The sequence below is a fragment of the Draconibacterium sp. genome (assembly GCF_041583095.1).
Lineage (GTDB): Bacteria > Bacteroidota > Bacteroidia > Bacteroidales > Prolixibacteraceae > Draconibacterium.
Genome location: NZ_JBFHGM010000015.1, coordinates 1 through 20872, shown reverse-complemented (window position 1 = coordinate 20872; position 20872 = coordinate 1). Strand labels below are relative to the sequence as shown.

Below are 20872 nucleotides of genomic sequence, written 5' to 3'. Positions count from 1 at the left end.
TTACTAAAGTAAGACCTTTGTGCTTTTGCACGGGAGGAGAGACTCGAACTCCCGACACCTGGTTTTGGAGACCAGTGCTCTACCAACTGAGCTACACCCGTGTTTCATTTTGCGTGTGCAAATATAGTAATTCAATTCAAATTACCTAGGCCAGCGAAAGAAATTATTGCAAATATGCACACAATGCCATTGACGGAATAACTCTCCAGAATTTTAAATCGAAGTGAAACAAAAAAAAGGATCACATGAAATTTCCAGTGGCGAAAAAATATCTCAAACCAGAATAGGTGCACGTTAAAAAGGCCTTATATTCAGACATACAGCCTCACTTTTAAATTTGATTTTTTATAGAAATCTATTTGCGTTGAAATTTCTCAAAATATGAAGTAGGTGTATAACCGGTATTCTTTTTAAAAGCACGGTTAAAATTCGATAAATTATTAAATCCACTTTCAAAACAAATCTGCGACACTGTCATTTTTCCCTCTAAAAGCAATCTACAGGCGTATCCAATTCGTATTTCGTTGACAAATTCGGAAAGCGATTTTCCTGAACTCTCCTTAAAATACCGACAAAACGCCGATGGGTGCATATTGGCAACGGACGCTACATCTTTTAATTCAACTTTCTTCAGGTAGTTCGTATTCAGGTAATGCATAACTTTAGTTAAGCGGCTACTTGTAAAATCGTGCTTCTCCAACTGATAATACTCCCCGGCCAATAAACGATACTCAGTTGACTTTGCCATAAACTGTAACAACTGAAGCATGTATGATAAGCGGTCAAAACCATCAGAACGAGCGACCTTCAGTACTTTCTTCCGGGCTTTATCGGCAAACTCTTTTGTAAAGCTTATTCCCCTGCCCGACCTTTTTAAAAGCTCTTTAACCTTGTAAAACTCAGGATAATCGGCCATGGCTTCTTGAAAAAACTCGTTCGGAAATTGTATTACAATATACTTTAATCGTTTGGTAGAATCTTCTTTATAAAGAGACGTATCAGATTTCCAGAAATGAGGCAAATTACTGGCTATTAGTACAAAGTCTCCCGACGAAAATTCTTCAATGTTATCGGCAACAAACCTTGTCCCAATTCCTTCCAATACATAAACAATCTCGTACTCTGAATGGAAATGCCAGGGGTATGTAAAATCCTTTTTTTCCTGAACTTTTACTTTAACAACTGATTTCCCCGGAAAATCAATGTGTTCGTGCATCAATTTCATAGTCTGACCGTTAGATTGTCGCTAAAAATACAAAATTGCAAAACAAATACAAACACTTGCAAATGTAGTACTATATCCAAATCATGAAAAAATGTAGATTTACTGCTAGAACTTAGAACCTAACTTATGACTAATAAACGATGCTACTCTTTGCCATCAATTGGCAATATAAATACCTCACAAATATATTTAAGCAGCTTTATTTGCCCTCACAATGCAAAGTTTTCTTCGTTAAACAGAACTCAAATATGCATTGATATCGATCTATTTAAAAGTTAGGCCCGAAGAGTTATTTTCGGAAGAAGTTTAATACAAAGGACGTAATAGTTTATTCAATTTTTACTCACTAACAAAACCAACTGCAATGAAAACGGTATTACTTAGTACAATCCTTCTGCTTTCTCAAACATTATTTGCCCAACCGATTACCGAATTCAATATCGAATTTTCGGAAGACTGTTTAAACACTCCGGTATCTTTTTCTTTAAACGGTATAAATTACAACACCGATAATAATTCACTCGTACTGTATGAAATAATTGATGGTAAAGAAAATCCAATTCCCTGCCAGCTTGAAACAGGACATTCGGCGCGTCTTTGGTTTTTGCTAAACGGAGAAACCAAAAAAGGAACTGTTCGGGAATTTCTGTTAAAAGCAGAAGAGAAGTCGGTAAACACAAATACCAGTATAACACTAAAACATGATCACAAAGATCTCAGTTTGCAAAAAGGCGAAAATCTCATACTGAAATACAGACATGCCGTTACTTTCCCTCCTGAAGGTATCGATCCGCTCTATAAACGCTCAGGCTACATCCATCCATTAAGCTCACCTGGAGGAAAAGTCCTTACGCGTATTCAGGCGCCCGATCATTACCACCATTACGGCATATGGGGGCCATGGACCAAAACGCACATAAATGACAGATCTGTTGATTTTTGGAACCTGAAAGAAGGACAGGGAACGGTTAAGTTTGCCGGTTTTCTGTCAGAATCAGAAGGAGCAATATATAGCGGTTTCAAAGCTTTACAACAACATATTGATTTTGGAGCTCGTGGCGAAGACCAAATTGCCATGAATGAGATTCTGGATGTACGCGCCTGGAATATTGGCGAAGATGTTTGGATGGTTGACTACACCACCTCGCTAAACAGTCCGCTAAAAAACGGAATTATGCTTGATGCTTATCGCTATGGCGGAGGAATTGGTTTCCGCGCAACAGAAAGCTGGCACAAAGACAATTGTACTGTTCTCACATCTGATGGAAAAACAAGAGTTGATGCAGATGGTTCATATGCCCGCTGGTGTTTGGTAGAAGGTCAGTCTGATGTTGATGAAGGCCGTTCCGGGATACTTTTTATGAGCCATCCTTCGAATAGAATGCATCCGGAGCCAATGCGTGTTTGGCCACTTGATGCTAATGGCGGACGCGGTGATATGTATTTCGAGTTCGTCCCGATACGTCATGATGATTGGCAACTGAAGCCAAAGCAAACGTATACCTTAAAATACCGTATGCTAATTTTTGACGGTGAGCTTGATGCCGAAACAGCAGAAAAATACTGGAATAGTTTTGCCAGTATTCCAAAAACCAACTTAAATTAGTCACATTACTATAACCAATAAAACTTAAATATGAAACGAAGAGTATTTTTAAGAAATGCAGCAACTACAACAGCCGGTGCGATGGTAATACCTACGATTGTACCTTCTTCTGTTTTTGGCGCATCAGCCCCCAGTAACAAAATCAATATAGGTCAGATTGGCTGTGGACGTATTGCAGTAACCCACGATATGCCGGGCACCATGCAACACGATGTTGTCCGTATGGTTGCTGTTTCAGACTTAGACAGCATCCGTATGGAAAAAGGGAAAAAACTGGTGGAAGACTACTACAAGAAAAAAGGTACCAGTGTTGAAGTTAAAATGTATGCCGATTACAAAGACATGCTGGCTGATAAAGATATTGACGCGGTTGTAATTAGTACCCCAGACCACTGGCACTCGCAACCTGCCATTGAAGCAGCATTAGCCGGTAAAGATATTTACCTGCAGAAACCAACATCGTTAACCGTGTCAGAAGGCCGTTTATTGAGCGACATCGTTAACCGCCAGGGGACTGTTCTCCAGGTAGGTACCCAGCAGCGTTCTTCTTCACAATTCCTTCGTGCGGCCGAACTGGTACGTAATGGTCGAATTGGAAAAATTCACACCGTAAAAATTGGTCTTCCCGGTGATCCCGGCGGCCCGGTTTTCGAAACAAGCCCGGTTCCTTCAACATTCAATTTCGATATGTGGTTGGGCTCAACTCCTGAAGTGGAATACAAAGAAAAAATGGTTCATCCGCAACACGATTACAGTCGTCCGGGATGGTTACGCAACCGAAGTTATGGTGCCGGAATGATTACCGGTTGGGGCCAACACCACTATGATATTGCAGCATGGGGTATGGATACCGAATATACCGGACCTATTTCGGTTGAAGCTGTTGCACAATTCCCAAAATCGGGCGACTGGAATGTTCATGGTGATTTTATGGTTAAACAGGAATACGCAAACGGCGCAACGGTATTTACCAGCGGTGGTTATCCGAATGGTATTCGTTTTGAAGGCGAAGATGGATGGGTTTTTGTAACCCGTGGTGCTTACCGTGCAACACCATCTGATCCGATTCCAGCAGGTTCTACAAAAGCCCTGGATGCCAGTAGCGAAGATATTTTAAAATCGGTAATTGGCGACGACGAAACCAAACTTTATGTTAGTCATGAACAACACGGAAACTGGTTAGACTGTATCCAATCGCGTAAAACTCCAATTTCTCCTGCAGAGATTAGTCACCGCACTTGTACCATCTGTTTGATAAGCGATATCGCGATGCAAATTCCGGGAGTACTTGAATGGGATCCAGCTGTAGAACGTTTTAAAAACAACGATCTGGCTAATTCAATGTTAAGTCGTCCACAACGTTATCCGTACGGAACCGATTATATCAAACGATAAATAGCAGAAACTATAAAAGGGAAAAGTTCTCTATTGACCGAAATAACGAGGCTGTCTAAAAAGTAAAACAAATAAAGATGAAACTTTCAGTTTATAACCAACTTTCATTTTACCCCTCCAAACCTCCCCTGAAGAGGGAGGCTTAAAGTCCCCTACAGGGGATTTAGGGGTGAAAAATCAAGTGGTTAATTACGGACTGTAAGTTATTCTGTTACAATATTATCTTTTTGGACAGCCAAAACATATAATTTTAATGTAGGCGTAGTCCATATAAATTTCAGAAAAAAAATGACCAGAATATTATTAACAGTTGTGTTACTGATTTCCGTTTTTTCAGTAAAAGCACAAATCGAACAATTTAAATGTACTCCCGAATGGGTGCAGAAAATCGAGAAAATTGCTCCGGCTAAAGCCGAAGTACAACCTCAAAAAACAAGGAAGATATTAATATTCGACCGGTTTACCGGTTTCGATCACTGGGTTATTCCACATACCAGCCAGGTAATTAAAGTTCTGGGACAAAAAACCGGCGCTTACGAAGTAAGAATAACCAAAGATGTGTTTTGTTTTGAGAAAAATAACCTGCAAAACTACGATGCGGTTGTTTTAAACAGCGCCTGTTCAATTGGTCCGCGACGCGATCTTATCCTGGATTGTCTGGATATAGACACAAGTATGGACGATGATGAAAAGAAAGCAAAGGCAGCAGAATTGGAAGCCAACCTGATCAACTTTGTAAAAAAAGGTGGTGGTTTAATGGTAACCCATGGTGCCATTGTTATGCAAAACAACTCAATGCCCTTTAGCGAGATGGTTGGAGGTAGCTTTGATTACCACCCCCGACAACAAGAAATCAGTTTAGAATTGTGCGACCCAAATCATCCGCTGGCAAAAGCCTTTGAAGGAAAACCATTTGTACATGTTGATGAGCCGTACTTATTCAATAAAGCATACGATCAAAAGAACTTCAAACCTCTTCTGTATATGGATACCGACAAACTTGAAGGGAAAAGAAAACCTATAGAAGATAACATCCGCTATGTTTCGTGGATAAAAAAACATGGGAAAGGCCGTGTGTTTTATGTATCACCATCGCATAATGCACAAAGCTTCGAGGATGAACGTTTACTGAAATTCTACTTAGACGGAGCACAGTATGTTTTGGGCGATTTGAAATGTGACGATTCACCTATTGATTTGTAAGTATCATATTATTAAGCAAAATCAGACTGATTACATTGAAAAAGAACAAGCGTGTTTTTATTGCTGTATATGCAAATTTCTAATCTGAATCCTAGTAAATGAACATTCAATTAAGAGTATAAAGAATTAAATACCACAAAGTTAAAACCACTCTCAATGACTAACGCCTTTAAAGTAGAAAATCCAAATTTCACACAAAGTCCACATACAGGAATGACCAGAGAGCATTACATCGAGTTAGCCAAATATATGCTAACCCGTGCTTTCAAATATGTTGATTCAATAGAAACACCGCTAACTTTTCCAATAATCCCCGGTAAGACATATCCCCAACCCAATGCGCCGGACTGGCGGTATCGTTCGGCTGAATTTGAAGCACTGGAAAGAACTTTCACATTAGCAGGACCATTAATTCATGTGGATCCTGAAGTAGAAATCAATAATATAAAACTGCGCGATTATTATAAGCTGCATTTTTACCGCACTTTTACTCCCGGAAATTCAAACTCATTGCCACTTCCCGAGGATTTACCCGATTCAAATTATCAGTTTACCTGCGAATTTGGCGGTTTATTTAAAACCCTTTTGCTTTTACCCGATACGGTTTGGTCGCTTTACAGCGAATCGGAAAAAAACGATATGCTTGAGTGCATTACGAAATGGGCCCACCACAGAACCACGCAAAACAACTGGCGAATCTTTAATATTGTAACACTCTCTTTCTTAAAAAAACATGGCTACCCTATTGATGATGATATGCTAAAAAGCCATTTGCTTTGGGTAGCTTCTTATCACTCAGGTGATGGTTGGTACCTCGAACAAACCTATAATTACTATTCCATTAGCCTGTTCATTGTGTATACAACTATTTGGAACAGAACTTTTGGCGATGATTTTTACCCTGAAATTGGTTCTATAATAGAAGAATCGGCTAAAAAACTCATGAAATGTATTACCAGTTTCTTTGGGCGTAACGGATATATAAATATGTGGTCGAGAAGCATTTGCTATCGAACCTGGGTTTCTGGTGCTTTCCCTGTTGCATTTATGCTAAAAGAACAAACCGGACTTGATGCAGGATGGGCCAGACGACTATGTTCCGGTTCTTTGTTACAGTTTGTTAGCCGCGAAGAATTCTTTTGCAACGATGTTCCAAGTTTAGGCTTTTATGGTCAGAAGGAGTACATGGTTCAAAACTACAGCTGCTCTGGCAGTCCGTTTCTTATGTTCTTACCGTTCATTTGTTTGGCGCTTCCTGAAGATTCGCCATTTTGGACAGCAACCGAAAACGAAGGAATGTGGGAGACATTGGGCAAAGACTCAAACAAAGTGGTTCTTAAGCACCCCGGCCTGGTACTGGTAAATCATGGAAAAACAGGAACTTCGGAGATTATTCCGGGAAAAGTTTATTACGATGATCCCAATTATTCGAAACTAACTTACAATACACATTTCCCCTGGGAGGATCAAAATCCGCTGGGCGGAACATCAATGGAATACAGTTTCCGTAGCCAGGATCCCAGAGACCTCAGAGGCGATGATGTAAACTTTTATTTGACCGGTTTAACGGTTGATAATGATTCAGAAGAGAACCAACGATACACCACCTCGCAGAATATGCTCTTTAATGGTGTGGAAAACGATATTCTATACCGTCAGGCCATTATGCGTCGTCCTCCTAACAATGGCGTTGGGTATATTATCGACCTGGCCGATATAAACATACCAGGTGGAGTTATCCGGGTTGACCGATCACGTTTGGCTTTCGAATACGAACTAACTTTGGGCCATTTTGGACTTCCTCATATTGCCGGTAAAAAAGCGGAGATAAAATCATTTGAATTGAATGGCAACCAAATTATTACTGCAAAAATAGAGGGGCGGCAGGTGGCTCTTATCAGTTACTATGGCTGGGATGCATTGGACTGCATGACGCATAACAACCGAAACGCCGAAGCTGATGAAAGTTCTGTAATTTTTGCTTATAAAAAACGTATGCAGAAAAACCCTCCAATGGAGCTGATGATAACCGCACTTCTTCATAAAACTGATGATACCGAATGGACAACAGAAGAACTATCGCCAATTAAAAACTTCCAAATCAATGAAATAACGGCAACGATGTCGCCACTTGGTGCAACAATTGAGCTTTATAACGAAAAGAAATACGAGGTCGACTTCAAGGATATTGATGGGAAAAAAACTTGTTAATGCATCGACTTTTTATTGTATCGTAATAGCTTTTACAAACTTTAATTAATTGCCTAAATAGCAAGATAAACAAAGCAAGAAATTCAAAAACTTCGAAAGCGATCTGGAATATGTTATATGGATTCAAAAAAATTCAGACCAAATACTTTTCCCGATTTTTTCGTTCATGTTAACAATTGAAATCTTTCTAAGTCTATTAGAGAGATTTCAATTGTTAAATGTCAGGCAGTTGTTTATTCAGCATCATATTCCAGAATAAAGCCGTATTTATACGCTTGATTTCCATCAATGGTGTATTTATCCATTGTCCGGGCTCCCCACGAATCGTTTCCCCCTACTCCATGAATATTCAGGTCGATATTCAGATTAATAAAATCGCGTTGAGGCAATTCATAGGAATGTTGTGCCTTTTTCAAATCCTCTTCGGTGCAAACATCATAACGGGTGCACTATCATACCCCACGGAACTTAGCCCCTTTTCCTGCTCATTAATCAATTAATCCATTTGATTAACATGCTGCGAAAATGCTAAAAGAAACAGGTTCAATATGTGCTAGCATGCTTATCATTCGTTTAGAATTGCACCAGTATCTTCATTATTTTTCCGGGGGCTTCCGACCATTCTTTCATAGCCACGGGTGCTTCTTCCGGGCTTACTGTTTTCGAAATCAAAATGTTTTCATCAATCTTACTGCTTTTCAGGTACTTTATTACAGCTTCAAAATCGGATGGATTTGCATTACGCGATCCCATTATTTCCAGTTCTTTCTGTACCCAAAGCTTGGTTGAAAACGCTACCTCGGTGCCGGCATAACCAATACAAACTACCCGGCCTGCAAAAGCAACTTCTTCAATGGCAGCCCGGTATGTAACCGGGTTTCCTGCCGCTTCAATAACTACGTGTGGACCATCTCCGTTTGTAATTTTCTGAAGCTCTTTATGGACATCCTTATCTTTCGAATTAATTAAAAAATCGGCACCCAATTGTTGTGCTATATTAAGTTTCACATCGTCAATATCTACAGCAATTACGGTTGCACCGCGCAATTTTGCACGAACAATAGCACCACTTCCAATCATTCCACAACCAAATACCACCACAGTATCAATGTCCGTCACTTTTCCGTTATCGATGGCATAAAATCCAACGGTTAGCGGCTCTACCAAAGCCAGCTGCACATCCGACAAGGCCTCATCTTTTAGTACTTTCTGCCACGGAACAACAATATATTCAGCCATTGCACCATCGCGCTGAACGCCCAGTGTTTCGTTGTAACGGCAGGCATTAAAACGTTTTTGTTTACACGAGGTACATTGCCCGCAATTGGTGTAAGGAACAACCGTTACATTTTGTCCTTTCTGAAATCCTTCGGGCACTTCATCTCCGGTTTTTTCGATGACTGCCGATATCTCGTGCCCCGGAATACGCGGATACTGTACCATTGGATTTTTCCCGAGATATGTACTTAAATCGGAGCCGCAAAATCCAACGTATTTAATTTTAAGAAGAACATCTCCATTTCCCATCTGCGGCATTTCCCGTTCTACAATCTTTACATCACCAGGAGTTTTTATTTCTATTGCTTTCATCTGTTTATAATTGTTTATTCTTTAAGGTAACAGATGGAACTCCCATGATTAGAGTCATTCGCGTTTGAGTAAAAGATTTTCTCATGGTCGTTTCATCTGTTTTTACTGAAATTAAATATTGTAAATACTTTGTGCATTTTTATACAGGATCAAGTCCTGTTCCTCTTTCGTAAACTTCGAAATCGTTTTTTTAACTAAATCCAGCCAGTTTGAATAGCTTGCAGCCACCAGACACACCGGCCAGTCGGAACCAAATAGCAAACGCGAATGACCAAAAGCGTCAAGGACCACATCAAAATAAGGTTTGAGTTGTTCCTCTGTCCATAATTTGTAGTCGGCCTCAGTAACCATCCCGCTTATTTTACACGAAACATTTTCGCGCTTCGCCAGCTCTTGTATATTTTTTGCCCAGGGAGCCAGCTCGTTTATTTTGATTTTTGGTTTGGCAATATGATCGACCACAAACTGCTGCCCGGGATGCTGATCAACAAAACGTATGGTATTGGGTAGCTGGTGTTCAAAAATCAGAATATCGTAAACCAGGTTGAAGTTTTTTAATAGTGAAATTCCCTTATTAAAATCCCTCCCTAAAATGAATTCAGGATCAGGCTCTCCCTGAACAACATGCCGGACACCTTTTAGCCACTGGTTACTTTTATACGCTTCTAAAACCTGATGAATATTTGCATCAGCCAACGGCACCCAGCCAACAACTCCTTTCATAAAGTCGTTTTCGGAAGCCAGCTTTAAAAGCCAGTTGGTTTCTTCCAGCGATTGACGTGCCTGCACGGTTACAACACCTTCAACTCCGGTGTCAGCCAGCGTAGCTTGCAAATCGGCAGGCAAAAAAGACTTTCTGATGGTCGCCATTTCATCATCAATCCAATCAAATTCAACCGGATTGTAGTTCCACAAATGATGATGTGTATCAATAATCATAAGCTTCTGTTTTATAAATAGGGATATTCAGCGTCTATAATTTGTTCACTTTTTAGCTCAGCCCAAAATGCTTCAGGAAACTCCTGATTCAGAAGCGTTTTATTGTGTGCCATACGGTGCGGTTTACTCGGGTTTAACGCAACAGCAGCTATCTGAGGGGCCGAGAGTGCAAACTTTAAACAAGCATCACCGGGAGCAATATTGTATTTTTGGCAAATGGCAAAAAACTTTTCGCGCCAGACAAATAACTGGTGGTCGGCAGGATCTTTCGGATCGACAAGCCGGTAATCAAAATATTCGCCTCCGGTTAAAAAACCTGCGTTAAATATTGCCGAGTTAATTATACCCACGCCATCCTTTTCAAGCTGAACCATAAAATCGACAATTGCCTTTGGATGATGATAAATGGTAAATTTATTGGCAAACATTACCCAGTCGAATTTCACCTCTTCGTACAACTCTTTTATTACCAGCCAATCTTTTGAGCCAATTCCAACCGCTTTTACTTCGCCTTTCTCCTTGAGTTCGAATAAAGCTTTGTAAGCCCCCAAAATATCGTCCTTGCGTTTTTGCCGGTCTTCGGAGTCGGTTGCAGCCATTAAATATTCATCGGGGTCGTGTACTGAAACAATCTCTGGATTGAATTTTCCGCCCAACAACTCACATCCCTGTTGCCAGCAGTCCAAAATTCCGTTGTAACTGATCTTCTGAACGGCATCATATTCCAGGTTTGCCCAGGCTCCCGGCTCGAATGTAGGCTCAGCACTTGTTAGCAGCACACGATACCACCCCAGTTTATTACTGATTGTAATTTGTGAGGGCTCGACACCGAGTTTTTCCAGCCCCTGTCCGATAACTTCCAATGCAAGCCCGGCACCATATTTTCCGGCACTGTCGATCATTACCATACCATCTGCCACGTTAAACCATTCCTGCATAAGGTTTAGCTTTTCATCTTCTGACAGTTCACGGTAAAGATTTCCTAAATAACTGGTTCCGTAAATAATTTGAGGGCATGTTATTCCCGTTTTTCCTAATAATCGCGTTGTACTCATTTAATCAATTTCTTTAAGCTGCCCGTCAATGGCCTCATATTCATTCTTTTGGTCCAGTTCATAAATCCGGTCCATTAACTGCCACTTATCATTAGCCGTAGCTTTCTCACTACTCACCTGAAAACGCGACACAAAAGCTTCCCACTCGGCCTGCCGGGGTTTTCCGGCCAACTCAGTCATAGCCTTGTTGTGGTCGAAATCAGGTGTGGTATCCATAATCATGAACAAGCGGTTGTTGAGCAGGTATATCTCCATATCTATGATTCCCACCTCTTTCATACCCAGCGAAATTTCGGGCCAGGTGTTTCCTTTGGCGTGCACCTTTTTGTATTCTTCAATTAGCTGCGGATCATCCTTCAGCATCATTGTTTTGCAATATCTTTTGTACTTCATAAGTCGTTTGATTTAGTGTAAATTTCGAATAATTTATCGTATAGTAAAAACACAAAATACGGGCATTTTAGCGCAAAGCTTTCCGCAAAGCTTTGCATTAATAATTAAATGTTCTAAAACATAACCGCGAAGTTTTTAATTTTGACAAAAAGAGAGCGTTTTTATCATTTAACTCAGCAATAATGGGAAACCGACATATATCGTTAAAAGATCTTGCACGGGAACTGAATATTTCAATTTCAACGGTTTCAAGAGCCTTAAAAGATCATCCTGACATAAGCAGGGATATGAAAGAAAAAGTCAAGAAACTGGCGATAGAAAGAAACTACACCCCTAACCCGCTGGCAATGGGTTTATTAAAACAAGAAACACGAATGATCGGCATTGTTGTTCCTGATTTGGTTACTCATTTTTATGCTTCCATTATTTCAGGAATTGAAAGTGTTGCAAAAGAGAATGGGTACTTTGCTGTTATTGCCAGTTCGAATGAGAGTATTATCAAAGAAAAGGAATCGATTGAAAACCTGTTGAAAGCCAGAGTTGAAGGATTGATAGTTTGTATGAGCAGGGAAACTACTACCACGGATCATTTTGAAAAGCTGGTTAACCGGGATATTCCGCTGGTAATGTTCGACCGGATTTGCCTCAGCGATACAATTCCGGCAGTAGTAGCTGATAATGCTGATGCATCGCAGAAGATTGTAGAGCATTTTTATTCAAAAGGTTACCGGAGAATCGCCTATGTTTCAGGACCGGAGAACCTGAGTATTTCCAAAGAAAGAATGGACGGCTATCAGGAAGGAATAAAGGCCTGTGGTTTGACACCGGATAAGAATCTGGTAGAAAACTGTGATCTGACTTTTGAATCGGCAAAAAAGGCAATGAACAGGCTTCTTCAGTTGCCCAATCCCCCGGATGCCGTTTATGGTATTAACGACACCGTTGCGTTTGGCTTAATGAAAGTAATTAAAGAAGCTGGATTAAAAATCCCGGACGATATTGGAGTTGTTGGTTTTACCGATGAATTCCACTCGGTTGTTGTAACCCCGGCATTAACTTCGGTAACCCATCCTACTTTTGAGATGGGCCAACAGATTGCTCAACTTTTTTTCAAAAGGTTAACTGGATCTCAGACAGAAACGCGGATTGTAAAAACACAACTTATTGAACGGGAGTCATCAAACAAATCGTAAAACTACCACTAAACTCATTTCCGGACACTAAAAAAGCAACAACCTGTAATAAGATTGTTGCTTTTTTACCATTTGAATTCGATACAAAATTGCAGAGATTTATACCCTCTCCTATTTTAATTCCAATGCCTCCACTTCTGAATTCATGTCTCCAACAATTTCTTTGTAATCGCCAATCATTTCATTCAACTTGTCAGGATTACTTTTAGCCACATTCTTCTGCTGACCTATATCATCATTCAGATCGTAAAGTTGAAACTCCGGAGAATTTCCCAACTCGATATTAACCTGGGCGGCAACTGCGGGACCTTTGTATGGCGGAATCATTAACCAGTTGTCTTTGCGCAAGGCGGTTCGTGTTGATGCCTCCAGAACCAGTTGTTCGCGTCCTTCTTCAGATTTCCCCAGTAACACATTCAACAGCTCTTTGCTATCAGAAGTATTCACTTCTGCGCCTGTTAACTTAGCAACTGATGCAAGAATATCAATCTGGCTGATTAGCGCATCCGATTTTTTAGGCTCTATCTGTCCTTTCCAATAAGTAATAAACGGAACTCGGGTACCGGCTTCAAACAAACTGTATTTTCCACCTCGTAGTCCTCCGTTTTGATCGTGGTTGCCAATTCGTTCAACAGCATCATCGTAATAGCCATCGTTAAGTACCGGGCCATTATCGCTTGATAAAATGATCAGTGTATTTTCAAGAATTCCTTCTTCTTCCAGTATCTTTAAAAATTCACCAATACACCAGTCGGCTTCAACAATTACATCGCCACGCGGACCCAGATCGGTACTGCCAACAAATCGTGGATTTGGTGTACGCGGAACATGAGGTTGTTGCAAGGCATAATACAAAAAGAAAGGCTTGTTTTTGTGCTGCTTAACGTAGTTCTGCGCTTTTGCAAGAAAGTGATCGGCCATATCCACATCGCTCCATTTTGCTTTTTCTCCGCCTTTCATAAAACCAATTCGCGGAATACCGTTAACGATTGAATTGTTATGCCCGTGATCCCATTTCATGGTCAGCAATTCAGGATTGTCTTTACCGGTTGGTTCACCCTCGAAATTATTTTCATAATCAATTTCAATCGGATCATCCGGATCAAGCCCGTCTATCAAACCATCTTCCAGATAAACGGTTGGCACCCGATCCTGCGTAGCTGCCATAATGTACGAATAGTCAAAACCAATCTCATTTGGCCCCGGTGAAACGTGTTCGTTCCAATTCACATGACCACTACCTAAACCGAGGTGCCATTTGCCAACAACCCCTGTATAATACCCCTGTTCTTTTAACATTTTAGGAATGGTTACCTGTGTGGTATCAATAATCAGCGGTGCCGTTCCAGGTAAAATCTTGGCATCCTTATTTCGCCACGGATAAACGCCGGTAAGCAAGGCATAACGGCTTGGAGTGCAGGTTGCCGAAGACGCGTGTCCATCGGTAAACATTACTCCGTTGTTTGCCAATCGATCGATATTTGGTGTTTGAATTTCTGTGGCTCCGTAGGCACCAACATCACCATAACCTAAGTCATCGAGGTAAATGATAACAATGTTTGGCTTATCGGAGTTTGTCTCCTTGTTCGTTTTACCTGTTGAACAGGAGCTGAACACACCGAGTAGAAGTAGAAGAAAAAGGTAAAGGTTTAATTTGTTCATCAGTTATAGGTTTATACTAGTTAAGTTCGAACGTTCTATTTCTATCGCAATATAATTTATTGTTTCGAATTTCCAGCTCTGCCATTTGAAGTACACTTTCACGGTTTTTGAGCGGCTGGTCAAAGATTCTCACGCGTTCATCACCTTTTTTCTTTTCCAGATCGTAACGGCGCCAGGGCTCCACTTGATAAAAAATAAATGCGCGGTCGTCTTTTACCGCAACGCTGCAATGCCGGGCCATCGAATTATCCAAATTTCGCGTACCTCCATCTTTAAGTATTGTTCCCTGAAATTTCCAGTTTTCGGCATCGGTGGAATTGTATACGAAAAACCCGTTATGCGGATCGGTAATCAACCAGTACTTCCCCTTCCACTGGAAAATATAAGGCGCTTCCTCGAAATTTGAGCCGGTAGCTTCAGCATTAAAAACATCGCTTTTTGAAAAACCGGCTTCTTCCCAGTTTGTAAAATCCGATGTAGTTAAATGATAGAGTTCATTTTTCTTTGCTCCCTTTTCTTTTCCCTTAAACCAAACGTGATACAGATTTTTACTCCGATAAACCGTAGCATCGATAGCATTCAGATTATCGCTATGCAAAGCACTTACCTTTTGCCAGCCTTCAACAGGATTATTAAGAGGTGTTTTGTAATGTACAATCCAACCCTGCCCGCCCCAGGCTCCCTGTGTTGGGACGGTGTTGGGTTTCCAGGCAACAAACATGTGCAAAGTATCGTTGGCCGGAATAATTGCAGGTGCCCAAAATGTTGACGATGCATCTTTTTCGCCTCCAACGCCGTCAAACTTGCAATAACCCTTAAATTCCCAGTTTACCATATCTTTTGAAACTGCCACTCCAATCGGTGTTTGCAGCCAGGTATTTTCCAACATCGGACGACGGGCTGTATAATAAATGTACCACTGCTGTTCGTAACCGTTCCAAACGATCTCCGGATCGCAGGATCCCTGATAATTCGGATCGACAAAAAGCGGCGCCGGAACCTCATTTTGCTTTTTGTTATTGTTGTACGCACATGCAACAAAGCAAAATGAAGCAAGCAGTAAAACCAGGAATCTAAAGGTTTTAATCATTATTTTTTAAAGGAGTACTTCGTTAAATCAATATCTAAAGGATAGTTATTAAACCATTCTTCCAGATCTTTTTTTAACTCGGCAGCTTTAGCGGGTTCTTTATCTTTTAAGTTTTGTGTTTCGCCCATGTCCTTCTCAAGATTATACAGCTGAACATTTGATCCGTCGAAATTCATCAGCAACTTGTAATCACCTTTACGAACAGCCAAATCCGGTGCTCGGGTTCCCTCATAACCGGGGCGATCGGGAGGACGGATCCAAAAAATCGGTTTTGATCTTTTTTGTTGTTTTTTTCCAGAAATGGCGTCCAGCATCAATTCGCCGTCGTATGTTACATTTTCATCCGGAGTGGCACCCGCAATTTCCATAAATACCAAAGGAAGATCGATTGCTGCCATTACCGTTTTAGTGTTTTTTGTTCCCGCTTTCTTCTCTGAAATTTCACCCGGCCACCAGCTGATAAACGGTTCGCGGAATCCACCTTCGTAAAGCACTGTTTTATAGCCACGAAATGGTCCTGCTGTGTTTACTGCTTTGTCGGGACCATTATCGCTGGTAAAAATTATCAGCGTATTATCCCGGAGTTGCGGATTATTTCGAATGTAATCAAAAAGTCGGCCCATGTGTTCGTCCATCTCTTGCATCACGCCTAAAAACCGCGCTTTCATTGAAAGATCGCCACGTAATTCTTTTGGCGGCTCAAGTGGCGTGTGTATATCATCGGGCCAAAGATTAATGTAAAAAGGCTTGTTCGCTTTTTGTGCATTTTCTATAGCATCAATGGTTCGATCTACAAAAATCTGGGTAAAGTTCTCGCGTTTTGCCCAATGTACTTCTCCCCTTCCCAGCCGGGCCGATTGTTTTTCCAGTCCGCGTGTACTGTCAGGAAGATTAAGCGTTTCGTAAGTAGCCAGAAAACGCTCGCCCAAACCTTCGAACTGTGTTACCGATTCGTCAAAACCGTACTCCGTAATTAACGGTGCCTCTCCAACATCACGTCCGCCGCCCATGTGCCATTTGCCAATGTGTGCGGTGTAATAGCCTGCAGCCTGAATATTCCGGGCAACAGACGGAGCCGACAAATCGAGGTAATTTTTCATTCCCCGGTTTGCATTTGCGTTACGACTGTCGATGTATGAAGTTATTCCCCAACGAGCCGGATATTGCCCTGTTGTAACCGCTGTTCGCGATGGAGAACAAATGGGCGAGTTCACATAAAACTGAGTGAACAGAATTCCTTCGCTGGCCAAACGATCGATATTTGGCGTATGAACATCTTCCCGTCCATAACATCCTAAATCGGCAAATCCCATATCGTCGATAAAGACAAAAAGGATGTTTGTTTTTTTATCGTTGTTTTGCTGAACACCATTGCTGGCAAAGGTCTTCGTACCGCAAAACGATAAAATTATTGATAGAAAAATTATTAGTCGATTCATATTTTTCGATGATTAATTTAACTCTACTTTTTAGGTCTTGTTTTTGCCTTTGGGTGACTGTTTAACAACTGTTCCAGTTCAGCAACCTTTTCAGGCTTTTGCGCTGCCCAGTTTTGAGTTTCATGCGGATCGTTTACGTAGTCGTACAACTCATACAAAACTTCTTTGTTCGCATCTCTCATTGGTGTCCAGCGCACCATACGGTACTGCTCTGTGCGTATGGCTTCACCCATATAGCCCCCTTTGTTAAAAGCATGATAGGCATGATCTTTCACTCGTTTTGTACCATCTTTTAAAACAGGTACCAAACTGGTTCCGTCAATTGGTTGTGGGACATCCGGTTTTCCAAGACCAGCAAGGTCAGCCAGAGTTGTGTATATATCAACAGTTTCAGTTAACTGGTCGGTTTTTGTACCCGGAGTTGTTACACCCGGTGCTACATAAACAATAGGAATTCGGGTTGCTTGCTCAAAGTTTGTATGTTTTGTCCATGTACCGTGATCGCCCAGGTGCCAGCCATGGTCGCCCCATAACACAATGATGGTGTTTTCGTCCAGGTCCAGACGTTCCAACTCTTCAATTACGCGCCCCAGCTGAGCATCCATGTAACTCATACTGGCATAATAACCGTGAATCAGCTTTCGCTTTAAGTCGTCATCATAAATCCCTGTTTCCTGTTCAGGAATCGGGAAAAACTGAACAATTTCGCCCCTTCGTTTTAAGGCACATTCAGGTGCATCTTTAGGTTGTTCTTCGTTAACCGGCATAGGTAGTTCGTTGGGATCATACATATCCCAGTATTTTTTCGGAGCACAGAATGGCAGGTGCGGACGGGCAAATCCAACGGCCATAAAAAACGGCTGATCAGGATTTTTGCTCAGCTTTCGCAAGCGGTTGATAGCGTGAGTGGCCACACGTCCATCGGCGTATGCTTCATCCAGTACATCAGGGCTTTCCCAGGCTGCACCTCTTGGTAATTTCCAGTTTTTAGGAAGATCTTCGATAAACATTGCCGAGTTCTGGAAATAAGCCTCTTCACGTGTTAGCTCTCTGTTGGTGCTTTCAGGAACCAGGTATTCGATTACTTTTTCTTTGTGGTGTGGAATACTCCACGATGCTTCGTCGTTATCGTTTCCGTGCCCGATATGAAATACCTTACCCATCGATTCAACGTGGTAACCTGCATTCATAAAATACTGAGGAAGAGTAACTGCATCGGGGTATACTTCGCGAAACTGTGTACCAAAATTGAATATTCCGGTACTGGTTGAGCGGGCTCCAAGTAATAAGTTATAGCGCGATGCCATACAAACTGCCTGGTTACAATAAGCATTTTTAAAAGTCATTCCTTTTGAAGCCAGTCGATCGATATTCGGACTCTTTGCGGTTTCATCGCCATAAACCCCCAGGTTGGGTTTCAGGTCGTCGACCAAAATCAATAATACATTGGGTTTTTCTGATTTCTGTGCAAAGGTGTATTTTACGTTGCTTACCAACAACACCAGTGCAATGATAAAATAAATTCGATTTTTCATATCGTAATACTGTTTATACAAAAATTTTTGTTTTTAGCTATCTGCTCTTTACTGTTTTTCCTCTTTCCTAATCTTCTAAGTCCTGCGTTTTAATTTTCCGGAAACCAGTTTGGCAAAACCGGACCGCTAAGTTTTTCTTTTTCATCGTATCTCGGTATCTGATTTTTCGATTTTAACTTATAAATATTACCGATTTCCATTTTTAGCTTTTCAACAACTGCCTCTTGTTCCGTATTTACATTAACGACTTCACCTCCATCCTCACCTATCCGGTACAGCTCGGTTTTTTCTTGTTCTCTCGAACTATCAGCTGCATTACGTCGCCATATTAACTTCCACTCGTCGGTATTTAAAGCAAACTGCTCCACTTTCTCCCCGCCTTGGTCGAGATAGGTGAACCAGGTGCGATCCGGCAATTTCTCACCTTGTAGTGCCTTTATCATATCTATTCCGTCGAGATCAGCCGGTAATTGATTGCAACCAGCGATACCGGCAATTGTTGGAAATACATCAATGTATCCAACTCTCTCTTCAATTATTTTTCCACCCGAAATATTTCCGGCCGGCCACCGGGCTGCGGCAACAACATTTATTCCTCCTTCGTAAACCGTAAGTTTTGAACCACGATGCGGTGAATTATCGGCCACCTTTTTAACGCCACCGTTATCGCTGCAAAACAAAATGAAGGTATTATCCAACTGTCCGCGATCTTCCACACTGGCCAATATTCTGCCAATATTCTGATCCATACAATCAACCATGGCGGCATAAGTTTTCTTTTCTCCTTGCCGATTTGGATATTTTTTCAAATCCTCATCTTTGGCTTGAAACGGCGAATGAGGAGCCGTAAATGGAACATACAAAAAGAAAGGTTCATCCTTTGGAACCGATTGAATAAATTCGATGGCGGCATTGCCAATTAAGTCGGTTGTATAACCAGTCTTTTGCGAAGGTTTGGTCAATTCCTGCCAATCCCGTTCTCCATTTCTGTCTTGTGTAAAATAATCGACTGCACCGTTGTGGCATCCTTCAAAAAACGTAAAGCCCTGGTTTGCCGGTGTCCATCTCTTTTCCTGGTGACCAAGGTGCCACTTTCCGGTTATACCGCGGTATTTGTACCCTGCTTCACTCAGCATTTCGGCAATGGTTGTTTCCTCTGGTGGCATACCAAACACACGTTGAGGTGGAACAACCGCGCGCATCAATCCGAAACGAATGGGGTAACGGCCAGTCATTAATCCGGCCCTTGTTGGCGAACACATAGGGCAGGCGTAATACTGCTCAAGCACCACACCTTCGCTTGCAATACGATCTATATGTGGTGTTTTAATATCGCTCCCGTGAAAACCAACATCAGCATAACCTAAATCATCAGCAAGTATAATGATGATATTTGGTTTTCGCATATCATTATCCGCTGCGTATGAAGCAAATCCGTACATGGCAAAAAAAGCAGTTAGAATTGTCTTTATGAAATATTTTTTATTCATCCTATTCTTCAAACTTTTGCGTGGATAATCAGTTCTCCATCGTTATTGGTAAAAACAAGCGGTAGGATATATAGCTTTACAAATATCCTATTTCTCATTCTTTTCATTATTTCTTTTTTCGCGATACATTTTCCTTATCTCATTCCAGGGCAGCACATTATTTTTTGTGGCCCAATCGCTGTACATTTTATCCATTTCGGCAACCTTGTCGGGCATACTTTGGGCTAAATCGTTCATCTCGGTCCGGTCGGTTTCCATATCGTACAATTCCCACTCGGTTTCGCGTTTGTTGTTCCATTTCGAAACCAGCTTGTACTTACCCAAACGAACGGCTTTGTTTCCTTCGTGTTCCCAGAAAATAGGTTCGGTATGAATGCGTTTGTTCTCTCCTTCGAAAAGCGGAACCAAACTTTTACCGGCCGCCGGAACAATCTCGTTTCCATTGTATTCTGTCGGGTAACTCGTTTGTGCAACATCAACAAAAGTGGCCATCAGATCGGGCAAAAAGCCATACTCTGAAACAAGTTGTCCTTGTTTTTCTTTAGGAATAAGGTTGGGGTAATGCACAATAAAAGGTGTTCCGATACCGCCTTCGTGCACCCAGTGTTTGTATTCGCGGTAGGGAGTGTTCGAAGCATTGGCCCAAGCGCCGCCATAGGTCAGGAAATAACCCTCTTTGGTTTCGAGCTGCTCTGCAGGCCCGCCGCCCAGTTCTCCACCTTCGGCACATGCTCCGTTGTCATTCAGGAAAATGATCAGCGTATTATCCAATTCATCCTCTTTTTTAAGGTAGTCAACCAGTTTACCAATGTTCTGATCCATCTGATCGATCATTGCCGAATAAAT

The 20872-nt window shown here is 41.4% G+C and carries 17 protein-coding genes and 1 tRNA gene; 5 read left to right on the top strand and 13 right to left on the bottom strand.

Going from position 1 to position 20872, the window contains the following annotated elements; translation table 11 throughout:
- Positions 1–28: 28 nt before the first annotated feature.
- Together ABZB17_RS02635 and ABZB17_RS02630 are read right to left on the bottom strand one after the other, a co-directional pair.
- Positions 29–101, bottom strand: a tRNA-Trp gene (locus tag ABZB17_RS02635).
- Positions 102–355: 254 nt separating this feature from the next.
- Positions 356–1225: an AraC family transcriptional regulator gene (locus tag ABZB17_RS02630; protein WP_372647965.1), complete on the bottom strand. Its 870-nt coding sequence runs from the start codon at positions 1223–1225 to the stop codon at positions 356–358.
- Positions 1226–1589: 364 nt separating this feature from the next.
- Between ABZB17_RS02630 and ABZB17_RS02625 the strand changes: the two genes are divergently transcribed.
- The 4 genes from ABZB17_RS02625 (at position 1590) to ABZB17_RS02610 (ending at position 7640) form a co-directional block, all read left to right on the top strand.
- Positions 1590–2831: a PmoA family protein gene (locus ABZB17_RS02625; protein ID WP_372647964.1), complete on the top strand. Its 1242-nt coding sequence runs from the start codon at positions 1590–1592 to the stop codon at positions 2829–2831.
- A gap of 30 nt (positions 2832–2861) precedes the next feature.
- Entirely contained in the window at positions 2862–4226 is a 1365-nt protein-coding gene (locus ABZB17_RS02620) for a Gfo/Idh/MocA family oxidoreductase (RefSeq protein ID WP_372647963.1), read from the top strand.
- 288 nt (positions 4227–4514) lie between these two features.
- Positions 4515–5429, top strand: a complete 915-nt coding sequence (locus ABZB17_RS02615) for a ThuA domain-containing protein (protein WP_372647962.1) — start codon at positions 4515–4517, stop codon at positions 5427–5429.
- 156 nt (positions 5430–5585) lie between these two features.
- Complete coding sequence (locus ABZB17_RS02610; protein WP_372647961.1) at positions 5586–7640, top strand: DUF2264 domain-containing protein; 2055 nt, start codon at positions 5586–5588, stop codon at positions 7638–7640.
- Between the two features lie 233 nt (positions 7641–7873).
- On the opposite strand, the gene ABZB17_RS02605 is transcribed toward ABZB17_RS02610, so the two are convergent.
- The 5 genes from ABZB17_RS02605 to ABZB17_RS02585 all read right to left on the bottom strand — a co-directional run bounded on the left by ABZB17_RS02605 (position 7874) and on the right by ABZB17_RS02585 (position 11617).
- Complete coding sequence (locus ABZB17_RS02605; RefSeq protein WP_372647960.1) at positions 7874–8056, bottom strand: hypothetical protein; 183 nt, start codon at positions 8054–8056, stop codon at positions 7874–7876.
- A gap of 157 nt (positions 8057–8213) precedes the next feature.
- Positions 8214–9230, bottom strand: coding sequence for a zinc-binding alcohol dehydrogenase family protein (locus ABZB17_RS02600; RefSeq protein ID WP_372647959.1), 1017 nt, complete (start codon positions 9228–9230; stop codon positions 8214–8216).
- A gap of 111 nt (positions 9231–9341) precedes the next feature.
- Positions 9342–10169, bottom strand: a complete 828-nt coding sequence (locus tag ABZB17_RS02595) for an amidohydrolase (RefSeq protein ID WP_372647958.1) — start codon at positions 10167–10169, stop codon at positions 9342–9344.
- A gap of 11 nt (positions 10170–10180) precedes the next feature.
- Positions 10181–11224, bottom strand: a complete 1044-nt coding sequence (locus ABZB17_RS02590) for an aldo/keto reductase (protein WP_372647957.1) — start codon at positions 11222–11224, stop codon at positions 10181–10183.
- Positions 11225–11617: an L-rhamnose mutarotase gene (locus ABZB17_RS02585; RefSeq protein WP_372647956.1), complete on the bottom strand. Its 393-nt coding sequence runs from the start codon at positions 11615–11617 to the stop codon at positions 11225–11227.
- A gap of 182 nt (positions 11618–11799) precedes the next feature.
- On the opposite strand from ABZB17_RS02585, the gene ABZB17_RS02580 reads away from it, so the two are divergent.
- Complete coding sequence (locus tag ABZB17_RS02580) at positions 11800–12810, top strand: LacI family DNA-binding transcriptional regulator (RefSeq protein WP_372647955.1); 1011 nt, start codon at positions 11800–11802, stop codon at positions 12808–12810.
- 111 nt (positions 12811–12921) lie between these two features.
- Here ABZB17_RS02580 and ABZB17_RS02575 read toward each other — a convergent pair whose 3' ends face one another.
- The 6 genes from ABZB17_RS02575 to ABZB17_RS02550 all read right to left on the bottom strand — a co-directional run.
- Complete coding sequence (locus tag ABZB17_RS02575; RefSeq protein WP_372647954.1) at positions 12922–14472, bottom strand: arylsulfatase; 1551 nt, start codon at positions 14470–14472, stop codon at positions 12922–12924.
- Between the two features lie 16 nt (positions 14473–14488).
- On the bottom strand, positions 14489–15562 hold the full coding sequence (locus tag ABZB17_RS02570; RefSeq protein WP_372647953.1) for a family 43 glycosylhydrolase: 1074 nt from the start codon (positions 15560–15562) through the stop codon (positions 14489–14491).
- Positions 15562–17001: a sulfatase-like hydrolase/transferase gene (locus tag ABZB17_RS02565; protein WP_372647952.1), complete on the bottom strand. Its 1440-nt coding sequence runs from the start codon at positions 16999–17001 to the stop codon at positions 15562–15564. Before ABZB17_RS02565 ends, ABZB17_RS02570 begins: the two co-directional genes overlap by 1 nt.
- Before the next feature lie 23 nt (positions 17002–17024).
- Positions 17025–18536: a sulfatase gene (locus ABZB17_RS02560; protein ID WP_372647951.1), complete on the bottom strand. Its 1512-nt coding sequence runs from the start codon at positions 18534–18536 to the stop codon at positions 17025–17027.
- A gap of 89 nt (positions 18537–18625) precedes the next feature.
- The gene (locus ABZB17_RS02555; RefSeq protein ID WP_372647950.1) at positions 18626–20026 is read right to left on the bottom strand and encodes a sulfatase; all 1401 of its coding nucleotides are present in this window, start codon (positions 20024–20026) and stop codon (positions 18626–18628) included.
- 87 nt (positions 20027–20113) lie between these two features.
- Positions 20114–20872: sulfatase-like hydrolase/transferase (locus ABZB17_RS02550; RefSeq protein ID WP_372647949.1), on the bottom strand; the 759-nt coding region annotated here is incomplete at its 5' end.

What these genes read in the sequence shown, in the direction of transcription:
- ABZB17_RS02630 (WP_372647965.1), bottom strand. Translation starts at nt 1,225, where the DNA reads ATGAAATTGATGCACGAACACATTGATTTTCCGGGGAAATCAGTTGTT.
- ABZB17_RS02625 (WP_372647964.1), top strand. Translation starts at nt 1,590, where the DNA reads ATGAAAACGGTATTACTTAGTACAATCCTTCTGCTTTCTCAAACATTA.
- ABZB17_RS02620 (WP_372647963.1), top strand. Translation starts at nt 2,862, where the DNA reads ATGAAACGAAGAGTATTTTTAAGAAATGCAGCAACTACAACAGCCGGT.
- ABZB17_RS02615 (WP_372647962.1), top strand. Translation starts at nt 4,515, where the DNA reads ATGACCAGAATATTATTAACAGTTGTGTTACTGATTTCCGTTTTTTCA.
- ABZB17_RS02610 (WP_372647961.1), top strand. Translation starts at nt 5,586, where the DNA reads ATGACTAACGCCTTTAAAGTAGAAAATCCAAATTTCACACAAAGTCCA.
- ABZB17_RS02600 (WP_372647959.1), bottom strand. Translation starts at nt 9,230, where the DNA reads ATGAAAGCAATAGAAATAAAAACTCCTGGTGATGTAAAGATTGTAGAA.
- ABZB17_RS02595 (WP_372647958.1), bottom strand. Translation starts at nt 10,169, where the DNA reads ATGATTATTGATACACATCATCATTTGTGGAACTACAATCCGGTTGAA.
- ABZB17_RS02590 (WP_372647957.1), bottom strand. Translation starts at nt 11,224, where the DNA reads ATGAGTACAACGCGATTATTAGGAAAAACGGGAATAACATGCCCTCAA.
- ABZB17_RS02585 (WP_372647956.1), bottom strand. Translation starts at nt 11,617, where the DNA reads ATGAAGTACAAAAGATATTGCAAAACAATGATGCTGAAGGATGATCCG.
- ABZB17_RS02580 (WP_372647955.1), top strand. Translation starts at nt 11,800, where the DNA reads ATGGGAAACCGACATATATCGTTAAAAGATCTTGCACGGGAACTGAAT.
- ABZB17_RS02575 (WP_372647954.1), bottom strand. Translation starts at nt 14,472, where the DNA reads ATGAACAAATTAAACCTTTACCTTTTTCTTCTACTTCTACTCGGTGTG.
- ABZB17_RS02570 (WP_372647953.1), bottom strand. Translation starts at nt 15,562, where the DNA reads ATGATTAAAACCTTTAGATTCCTGGTTTTACTGCTTGCTTCATTTTGC.
- ABZB17_RS02565 (WP_372647952.1), bottom strand. Translation starts at nt 17,001, where the DNA reads ATGAATCGACTAATAATTTTTCTATCAATAATTTTATCGTTTTGCGGT.
- ABZB17_RS02560 (WP_372647951.1), bottom strand. Translation starts at nt 18,536, where the DNA reads ATGAAAAATCGAATTTATTTTATCATTGCACTGGTGTTGTTGGTAAGC.
- ABZB17_RS02555 (WP_372647950.1), bottom strand. Translation starts at nt 20,026, where the DNA reads ATGAATAAAAAATATTTCATAAAGACAATTCTAACTGCTTTTTTTGCC.